Annotated in this window: 6 protein-coding genes and 4 pseudogenes; 5 read left to right on the top strand and 5 right to left on the bottom strand. The window is 48.5% G+C overall.

From position 1 onward, the window contains the following. Window positions 1-436: 436 nt before the first annotated feature. Both J5069_RS22700 and J5069_RS22695 read right to left on the bottom strand, forming a co-directional pair. Window positions 437-1,019 (bottom strand): annotated as a pseudogene (locus J5069_RS22700) (Rpn family recombination-promoting nuclease/putative transposase); the annotation flags it as partial. A 74-nt stretch (window positions 1,020-1,093) separates the two neighbouring features. Then, window positions 1,094-1,357 (bottom strand): annotated as a pseudogene (locus J5069_RS22695) (serine recombinase); the annotation flags it as partial. A gap of 64 nt (window positions 1,358-1,421) precedes the next feature. Between J5069_RS22695 and J5069_RS22690 the strand changes: the two are divergent. Together J5069_RS22690 and J5069_RS22685 are read left to right on the top strand one after the other, a co-directional pair. Then, a pseudogene (locus J5069_RS22690) lies at window positions 1,422-2,558 on the top strand (IS3 family transposase). 323 nt (window positions 2,559-2,881) lie between these two features. Then, window positions 2,882-2,992: pseudogene (locus J5069_RS22685) on the top strand (Arm DNA-binding domain-containing protein); the annotation flags it as partial. Between the two features lie 103 nt (window positions 2,993-3,095). On the opposite strand, the gene J5069_RS22680 reads toward J5069_RS22685, so the two are convergent. Next, window positions 3,096-4,124, bottom strand: a complete 1,029-nt coding sequence (locus J5069_RS22680) for an alpha/beta hydrolase (RefSeq protein WP_264645964.1) — start codon at window positions 4,122-4,124, stop codon at window positions 3,096-3,098. 263 nt (window positions 4,125-4,387) lie between these two features. Here J5069_RS22680 and J5069_RS22675 point away from each other — a divergent pair, with 263 nt between their 5' ends. After that, complete coding sequence (locus J5069_RS22675; RefSeq protein ID WP_264645963.1) at window positions 4,388-5,305, top strand: LysR family transcriptional regulator; 918 nt, start codon at window positions 4,388-4,390, stop codon at window positions 5,303-5,305. A 147-nt stretch (window positions 5,306-5,452) separates the two neighbouring features. Here J5069_RS22675 and J5069_RS22670 read toward each other — a convergent pair whose 3' ends face one another. Continuing rightward, window positions 5,453-5,887 (bottom strand): VOC family protein, encoded by a 435-nt coding sequence (locus tag J5069_RS22670; RefSeq protein WP_264645962.1) that lies wholly within the window; start codon window positions 5,885-5,887, stop codon window positions 5,453-5,455. A 188-nt stretch (window positions 5,888-6,075) separates the two neighbouring features. Here J5069_RS22670 and yajD point away from each other — a divergent pair, with 188 nt between their 5' ends. Then, a complete protein-coding gene (gene yajD / locus J5069_RS22665; RefSeq protein ID WP_264626531.1) occupies window positions 6,076-6,420 on the top strand; it encodes an HNH nuclease YajD in 345 nt (114 codons plus the stop codon). A 168-nt stretch (window positions 6,421-6,588) separates the two neighbouring features. On the opposite strand, the gene J5069_RS22660 is transcribed toward yajD, so the two are convergent. After that, window positions 6,589-8,379 carry an inverse autotransporter beta domain-containing protein gene (locus J5069_RS22660; protein WP_264645961.1) on the bottom strand — a complete coding sequence of 597 codons (1,791 nt, stop codon included), beginning with the start codon at window positions 8,377-8,379 and terminating at the stop codon, window positions 6,589-6,591. Window positions 8,380-8,977: 598 nt separating this feature from the next. Between J5069_RS22660 and J5069_RS22655 the strand changes: the two genes are divergently transcribed. Beyond that, window positions 8,978-9,571: a flavodoxin gene (locus tag J5069_RS22655; RefSeq protein WP_264645960.1), complete on the top strand. Its 594-nt coding sequence runs from the start codon at window positions 8,978-8,980 to the stop codon at window positions 9,569-9,571. Window positions 9,572-9,609 lie beyond the last annotated feature (38 nt).

Here is a 9,609-nt window from a genome sequence, read left to right as displayed (position 1 = left end):
TTAACCAAATTTTACTTGTAACATTATTGATAATAGCAGAGATTCCAGAATTATCTGCATGCGTATAAAAACAGATGAAAATTATGTTTTTTTTGATTTTTTTTATATTTAATTTTAGCGTATTGTTTTTTTATTTGTTGTAATGCTAAACATTTCAAATGATACAAAATTTAATATCAATAGATGTGAAATTAATAATTTGATCTCCGTCAACATTTACGTTTTACATTGTAAGCGCGTTGTAAGTAGGGGACCGTTTAAATAACGTTGCCAGACAAAGTTCTTTGCTTTCAGCCAACTGGGTTTTCAATAAGGCATGGCGGGCTGCCTGAGCCGGAGATGGGGTCCGCTTGGAAAACGGAATCTATGATCACTCCCGTTTTTGCAACACCGATTTCGACGATAAGTTGGCTTGCTTGAATCTATCCGGCGTCTTAATGGGAGCCAGCCGATCGACCAGTTCTGCCAGGTCCCGCTGATGAATATGTTTCTGCAGTAACGTCAGAGCAGCCATACTGCGATGACCGGCGATTTCATCATCCGAAATGACGGTCACATCAACCAGCGGGAAAGCATTGCTGTAGAGTTTTCCAGCCAGAGCCGGATCGTCAAACTCATCCAGCCATCGGGTGGAGTACGGATACGGGCTGCGTTTACCGGTATAGAACAGCACCGGTATCACCAATGGCAGTGTCTTATGGCCCGCGTCGAGATGACGCTGCATGGCGGATAAGGCGAAAGGCCATATGCCTGTCGGGCATCGACTGGTGCTCCACAAGAACGTGAATGTATCCATCGCCGGCAGAAGTTTTCAGGCTGTAGAGCACGTCGCTGAAATACTGGCGCAGATCATCCTCAACGAACGAGCCGGATTCCAGTTTCAGCGTGCTGAGATCGCAGACTGCGCGGAGTTCCGCAGGCAGGTGGATTTCCATGAAATCCCTGGCAATATCCGGCTGCGTCAGGAACTGCCTGAACGTGGCATCGTGGGGAGTGGGTGTGCAGCTTTTCTTTCTCATCAGTCCTGCCCCTGAAAAATAACCGGCATATGTTACCACGCCACCTGAGTCTGTTTGCCAGGAAGTCATCCCGGTTATTTATTCCGGGTATTGCCGGTCTCCGGTTCCACCTTCTGAGCATTGCAGACCCGGATAACCGTCATTTTAGAAACGCCGGCCAGACGAGCTGTTTCACGTAAGGATTTACCGTGAGCCAGGCGCAGTGTACGTATCAGCTCGTGTTTCTGCACATCGGCTACCCTGCCCCGGTATTTGCCCTCGGTTTTCGCTTTACTGATGCCTTGCGCCTGGCGGCGTCTTCGGTCTTCATAGTCCTTTCTGGCAATGGCAGCCAACATTGAATCGCTACTGGTTTGTTAGACACCTCAGAGTCATTTAAAATGGCTTAAAAATGAGGTGCCCATGAGCGGTAAACGTTATCCCGACGAGTTTAAAATTGAAGCGGTCAAACAGGTTGTTGATCGTGGTCATTCCGTTGCAAGCGTGGCAACACGCCTTGATATCACCACTCACAGTCTTTATGCGTGGATAAAGAAGTATGGCCCAGATTCTTCGGCCAATCAGGAACAGTCAGATGTTCAGGCCGAGATCCGACGGCTCCAGAAAGAATTGAAAAGGGTGTTGCGTTGACAGATTGAATCTACAGCGGCGTACTTCGCAAAGCTGTCCGACTGAGGTACGTCTTTATCCGTGACAACAGTCGTGACTTTCCGGTTCGTTTGCTCTGCCGTGTTTTGGATGTTCATCCGAGTGGTTTCTATGCCTGGCTTCAGCAGCCCCATTCACGGCGATACCACACAGACCAGAAGCTGACCGGGCTGATTAAGCAGTTTTGGTTTGAATCTGGGTGTGTATATGGCTATCGCAAAATTCACCTGGATTTACGCGATACGGGTGAACAGTGTGGGGCGAACCGGGTCTGGCGTCTGATGCACGGTGCAGGAATAAAGGCTCAAGTCGGTTATCACAGTCCAAGATCGTACAAAAGCGAGCATTGTGGCACCCAACAAGCTCCAGAGACAATTTAACCCGATGGCACCGGATGAACGCTGGGTGACAGATATTACGTATGTTAGAACACATGAAGGTTGGTTATATCTTGCGGTAGTGGTCGACCTGTTTTCCCGTAAAATCATTGGCTGGTCGATGCAGGCCAGAATGACGAAGGACATCGTGCTGAACGCATTGCTAATGGCGCTGTGGAGGCGTAATCCGCAAAAACAGGTGTTGATACATTCAGACCAAGGCAGTCAATATACTAGCCACGAGTGGCAGTCATTCCTGAAGTCACATGGTCTGGAAGGTAGCATGAGTAGACGCGGCAACTGTCATGATAACGCCGTTGCCGAAAGTTTTTTCAAGCTTCTCAAGCGTGAGCGGATAAAGAAAAGGATCTACGGAACGCGGGAGGAAGCCCGAAGCGATATTTTTGATTACATCGAAATGTTTTATAACAGCAGGCGTCGACATGGTTCTAGCAATCAGGTGTCGCCGAATGAATATGAACAGCAGTATTATCAACGACTCGAAAGTGTCTAGATTACCCGTAGCGATTCAATTCTTAGACTAGCACTATCTATATAATTTTATACAACCCTCGCTTTTAGTGGTCACTCTGGTGGTCTTGACAGGGTGGGAATTGAGAGTTAGCTTGCTTATTAGCCAGTTACTGGCAAAGGCGATCCCAGTCAGAGGAGCCAAATTCAAAAAAGCAGATGTCCTCGGGCGTCTGCTTTTTGCTTTAGATTCAAGAGAATAACGCAAGAATCTTTCCCGATGCGTGTGCGTTTTCCCCGCTGTGTCGGCAGAATGTGGTGGTCAAATTTGGGGTCAGATTGGTTCGATAATGGAGTGACTCCCAAATGGCTCTTAACGATCTAAAAATCCGCAACTTAAAAGCATCCGCCAAACCTTTCAAAGCCTCCGATTCACACGGTCTGTTTTTACTCGTCAATCCCAACGGTTCACGCAACTGATATCTCAAATATCATATCAATGGTAGTAGCAGCAATCGCTTTTCTTTCAAACCGACTATTGCGCAAATGCGCCGCACCTTGGCCGGTGCGGCGTGTATCATTATTTCAGATTGGTATTGAAGAACGATGTCAGTTTCTCAAATGGAATGAGGTCAGTACGATCATACAGATCAACATGACCCGCCCCAGGAACGATGTACAGTTCCTTCGGTTGGCCCGCGCGTTTGTAGGCATCTTCGCTAAACTCCTTCGAGTGTGCCCGATCGCCAGTAATAAACAGCATTGGGCGCGGTGAAATCGTTTCAATATCATTGAACGGATAGAAGTTCATAAATTTGCCGATGCTGCTTAACAGTGGCTTGGTGGTCAGCTCTTCTTTCTCGCCTTGCGGCGTGTAGCCGCCTCGCGCGGTACGGTAGAAATCGAAGAATTCACGCTGAATGGCCGGTGTTGAATCATCCAACGTATTCACGGTCCCTGGAATATACGCCTTCTCTGCACCTTTAAATTCTGCGAATCGCTGCTGGACAGCCGATTGAATAAGGGCCTTACGCTGCTCTGGCGTCAGGGAATGATTGAGGCCATTGCGGAACGCTGAGCCCATGTCATACATACTGACGGTGGCTATCGCCTTCATACGTGGGTCAATTTTGGCCGCGCTAATAACAAAGCTGCCACTGCCGCAGATCCCCAGCACACCGATATTGTCAGAATCAACATACGGCTGCGTGCTAAGGTAGTCGACCGCCGCGCTGAAATCGTCAGAATAAATTTCCGGTGAAACCAGATGACCCGGCTTGCCTTCACTTTCCCCCCAGAAGGAGAGGTCGATCGCCAGCGTTACAAACCCCTGCTCCGCCAGTTTTTGTGCATACAGATTTGAGCTTTGCTCTTTTACCGCGCCCATCGGGTGCCCGATAACAATCGCTGGGTTTTTAGCGTGCTGATTCAGCGTTTTCGGGATAAACAAATTGCCCACGACGTTCATCTGATACTGATTTTTAAACGTCACTTTTTGCTGGGTAACTTTATCGCTTTTATAAAAGTTGTCCGCGCCTTTTGACAGGTCCACCGCGGTGGCGGCGAATGAGCTGATGAGCAGCCCCAGCGCCAGGGTCATATTTTTCATGAAGTACTTCCTCTCGTTTACGTGGTGTGTTTCGCGGATCGGTGTGGACATTAGCGGCTACCTCTGAATATCGACCCGGCCAAATTCAGGCAAGCCTCTGCCGGGCACCATTCACGGGAATGGCGTCAAAAAAGCGCATGAATAAAACGTGCCGATCACGATGTTCTGTTGCTGAAAGTTTTACACGCCGGGTGTAGGCTGACTAGCTAATGAATACTTAATGGGCTTATAAGCCCTGATTATTAATTGGGAACGCCTGCCAGATGAAACGCAACTTGAATGACCTTCTCTATTTTGTCACCGTCGCCCGCGAAGGCAGTTTTACCCGTGCGGCAGCTCATCTTGGGGTAACGCAACCTGCGCTCAGCCAGGCGATTTCCGCGCTGGAAGAACGCATGAAAATTCGGCTCCTCACCCGAACCACCCGCAGTGTATCGCCCACCACTGCCGGAGAACGGTTGTTGCAGGCCATCGGCAACCGCCTTGATGAGATTGAAGCCGAGTTGGATATGCTCACAGAGTTGCGCGACAAACCCGCCGGTACGGTGCGCATCACCTGTGGACCAGACGTTTTGCGTTCCACGTTGTTACCCAAACTGACGCCACTACTGCGTGAATACCCGGATATCCATATCGAGTTCGATGCCAACCACGGTTTCCGCGATATCGTTGCCGACCGTTTCGATGCCGGCGTTCGCCTTGGTGACACCATCGATAAAGATATGATAGCCATACCGATTGGACCGGAATTACGCATGGCGGCCGTGGCTTCGCCGGATTATTTCTCGCGATACCCCATTCCGCAAACACCGCATGAGCTGACGCAACACTGCTGTATTAACCAGCGAATGGTCAGATCCGGCGGGCTCTACGTCTGGGATTTTGATCAGGACGGTGGTGATTTGAACGTGCGGGTCAGTGGGCAGGTTACGTTTAACACTTCGGAACATATTATTTATGCCGCGCTGGCGGGATTGGGCATCGCTTTTTTACCTGAGGAAGAATTTGGAACCCATATTGAAGAAGGACGCCTGATCCGGGTGCTTGAAGCGTGGTGTCAGCCTTTTCCTGGGTACTATTTGTATTACCCGAGTCGTAAGCAAGTGTCTCCGGCTTTCTCACTGGTGGTCGACGCCCTGCGTGTTTCCCGAAAACGACAACCGGTAAACCCGGCAAAATGACTGCGGGACACTGAAGTTTGGCGCTTTACCTCACCAGCACCGGCTTGAGTCACACATCTTGATAAAGGTTATGCTCGCTTCCAGCCAGGCAGACGGTACACATGGCATCGGTAGCGAGAGATGTGCGGAGACAGTGAACCTTTGAGCTTAGAGGTTGAAACGGATTTCCACGGCGTGTGTGCTGCGCTCTGCCTCGCCATGGTAAACCGCCTCGATATTGTTCCCATCGGGATCGATCACAAAAGCCGCGTAGTACCCAGGGTGGTAGGTTCGTTCACCAGGCGCGCCGTTGTCACGCCCCCCATGTGTCAGTGCGGTATGATAAAAAGCCTTTACGGTTTCACGATCTTTGGCCTGAAAAGCCAGATGGTGACGCCCTGTCGGTTTTCCCAGAGAACCCTCGCTTTTGACTGAACACACCACAAGTTCATCTGCCCAGAAATAATCGTCAGATGTGTTTATGATGGGGATCTCAAGAACGGCCAGTACGGCCTGATAAAACGCTTTGCTTAGCTCGAAGTCGTTTACAACGAGCTGAATATGATCGATAAGCCTACCACGATGTAGCAGATAAGTTTCCACAAGCAATTTCCTCTGTCAATGCGTCGACGGCGCCATTCTCATTCTTTTGCGATATGCATCGTGACGGTATGGAGTATGTACCATTAAAACCAACCGGATCTTCTGCTTTCATTTTTTCTCTTGCTCTACTATGAGATATATTGGGGACACTATCGTAAACACTCTCTTTATAACAGGTAACATCGGCAATGGCTCTGATTCCCAAAAACTACGCACGGCTGGAAAGCGGCTACCGTGAGAAAGCACTAAAAATTTACCCGTGGGTGTGCGGACGCTGCTCGCGGGAGTTTGTTTATTCCAACCTGCGCGAATTAACGGTGCATCATATCGATCATGACCATACCAATAACCCGGAAGATGGCAGCAACTGGGAGTTGCTGTGTCTGTATTGCCATGATCATGAACACTCGAAGTACACTGAGGCTGACCAATACGGCACAACCGTTGTGGCGGGAGAGGATGCGCAAAAAGACGTTGCGGCTGCCACCTATAATCCGTTTGCCGATTTGAAGTCGATGCTTAACAAGAAATAATATCAGCACTCTCTGCTTCTGGCATGGGCTGCTGACGCAGCCCTGACAAACGCAGACCTCAAGGGATTGCCTATTTCCAATAGCATCGACATCACTGCCACCTAGCGAACGCCGCTTGCACGTTACTTATAGCCCTGCGGTGGTGGTCAGGTCAGATGCCACCACACGTTAAGAGGCGTCGACAAACTCAAAACCATATTGCTTGTCTGACGAATCCCTTTTTGTTCCCGAGGGTTCAACAATCACAAACCCTTCGGAATTCACGGCTTCATCAACTAATGTATGACGCTCCAGCTTAGCAGGGCTTGCTTTGAGTGGTATACCATCAGGGCTGGGTGGATAAACATAAATATCAGGCTGTCTATTAATCGGTTCTACGTCATCGTTAGGGTTTGCTCCTGGCACTAGGTCTCCACACTCTAAACATGGATCGCCTTCAGGCGTTACAACAGGTGGTTTTGGCCCTTCTGGCCATTCCGGCGCCCCTTTAGGGTTTACTGCCCTGTCTTCATCCTCAAAAGCTTCATCGTCAACAGGAGGGATTGCTCCTGGCACTAAATCTTCACACTCTAAACATGGAGCTCCTTCTGGCGTTGAGACGGGTGGTTCTGGCCATTCAGGCCCCCCTGATGGGGTTGGTGTCTCCCGTGGTACCTCCCGTGGCGTCTCCCGTGGTATTTCCCGCGGCGTCTCCCGTGGTGTCTCCCGTGGTATCTCCCGCGGCGTCTCCCGCGGCGTCTCCCGTGGTATCTCCCGTGGTATCTCCCGTGGTATCTCCCGCGGCGTCTCCCGTGGTATCTCCCGCGGCGTCTCCCGTGGTATCTCCCGTGGTGTCTCCCGTGGTATCTCCCGCGGCGTCTCCCGTGGTGTCTCCCGTGGTATCTCCCGCGGTGTCTCCCGTGGTATCTCCCGTGGTGCCTCTCGTGGTGCCTTTGGTGGTGCCTTTGGTGGTACTGGCGTTGGCGCAACGGGGGCTTTTATTACTGGTTTTTCTATCCGTTGAGAGGGCTTCTCTCGAAACGAAAGCTTTATATCGTTGTTACGATCAACAACATGATAATTTTTTGCTTTCTTTAAGTACTGGGATGCGGTGTAGGTTGGATCAAGTTGCAAAGAGAGGGGGACCCCAAATTGGTAACGAACAGAGACCCCAAAACGGTTTTCAGTCTGCTTTTGGCTACCCAATACGCGATCAATATCAAACTGTAGCAGTGGAATAGGCGCATAGCTGAGCCCTAATGATAGCGCATGTGGATTTCTGGCATCTTTCCCTTTCTTGGTAAGCGCAACGCTATCGCCAAAGTATTGCTCAAATTTCACCCGACCACTAAGCTGACGATACCCCGGTATCCACGCTTGCAAATTGACATCATAACCATGAGCGACATCCGCGTAATACCCTGGTTTTTCATCAACATCCCGGTTACGGGTTAGGCCATAATATCCATTTGCCGTAAAACGAGCATTATCAAACCATAACTCCCCGCCAACACCAAGGCGGTGGTAAATTGATTTTGACATCTGCGCATCATAGAAAATGTTATACCCCAATCCCCAGTCATTGCCAAAATGACGCTGACCTACTCCCACACTGACGCTGTTTTTATGTTTGTGATGATATCCACCGAATTGGCCGAACAACATGCGCTTTTCATTTTCTTGCAATGGCAGTAATACATTCAGCGTGGTACTCCCAGACTGGCGGCCAAACGCGCCCAAACCAGCCTGTGCCTCTCCCCGAATATTCATGTCTTCCCTTTTCATTGACGTAGCGGAATGCCTAATAGAGGTATTATCTGTGACTGATGGTGAAATCAAATGGCGTCTCGTATCCTCTTTTGTATATTTAATAACAGGCGTGTGCGTTTTCTCATCACTTTTATTCGCCTGAGAACAACTAACCAAAGCGAAAACCATCCCCAGTTGCCGAAAGAAACGACATGTTAAATTATCATTCATAACTTATTAAACACAAATGTGCCCTCAATAATAAACATAACAAAATATGATTTATAAAAATACAAAAGCGGCACACTCTATAATGTAATAAAAAATTTAAAAATAGGGTTATGACTGGATGACAATCTATTCACCTATGCACATTATGAAATTATCACCATTAATATTTTAATACCACGATACATATAAACAATCATCAAAAAACTTGAAAACAACAAGAAGATCAATTACATAATTGCATGCTTTAAAAAAACAAAACCCATATCACACGCCAAGCGTCACGTTATTCTTCGCAAAACATATAAATATTGTTTAAAAAAATACAGTGTAACTTTAAATATTAAGATGATTTTTTATGTATATTTAAGACAATTATGCCATTTCTTTAACACATTACTTCTCACACCGTTAAATAACGAAACACTACTGTCACTCACTGAGACAGTGCTATGCCTTTAATGAGGCATATTCATAATACTAATCAATACAATACGATTATCTCACTGTACATCTTCTGTTATCTTGGGCTCGCTGATGCTGCTCTGCTCCTGCATCACCGCGCGGGTTGTCTAGCATCCATTTCTGCGGAGAATCATACATGTCACACCAACACGATCGCACTCGAAGAGCGCTGCTTACCTCATTGGCCAGCTTAACTGTGGCGAAGATGGTTCTTCCTTCCTCCGCTAGCGCCAGCGCTGAGTTACCCCTAAAAGACCGACGCACTCTGGTCGCTTATTTATCCCGCAGTGGTAACACACGCGTCATCGCGGGGGTTATTCATCGCAGCCTGCAAAGCGATCTGTTTGAGATTGAGCCTGCCACGCCCTATCCGGATGATTATTTTCAGACGGTAGAGCAGGCAAAAATAGAACGCGACCGTGGCTTCAGGCCACCGTTAAAAAGCAGTGTCAGCAACATTGAACATTATCAAACGATTTATTTAGGTTTTCCTATTTGGGGGACAACCCTTCCCCCGGTGGTGCAAACCTTTCTCACTACCCACAATTTGGCAGACAAAGCGCTGGTTCCTTTTATCACCCATGGCGGATATGGCGTTGGTAACAGCGAAGCGGTATTAGCGACACTGGCACCCCATGCCAGACGAGAAAAACCGCTTATTATCGAATGCGATCAGGAGCGAAGAACCACGGAAACCGTGACCCGCTGGTTAACTGCCTTCTCGCGCTGAATACCAAACGCGGGCGGTAATTAATGAATTCAGTTAAT

The organism is Candidatus Symbiopectobacterium sp. NZEC127, assembly GCF_025962675.1.
Classification (GTDB): Bacteria; Pseudomonadota; Gammaproteobacteria; order Enterobacterales; family Enterobacteriaceae; genus Symbiopectobacterium.
This window is presented reverse-complemented; position numbering and strand designations above follow the sequence as displayed.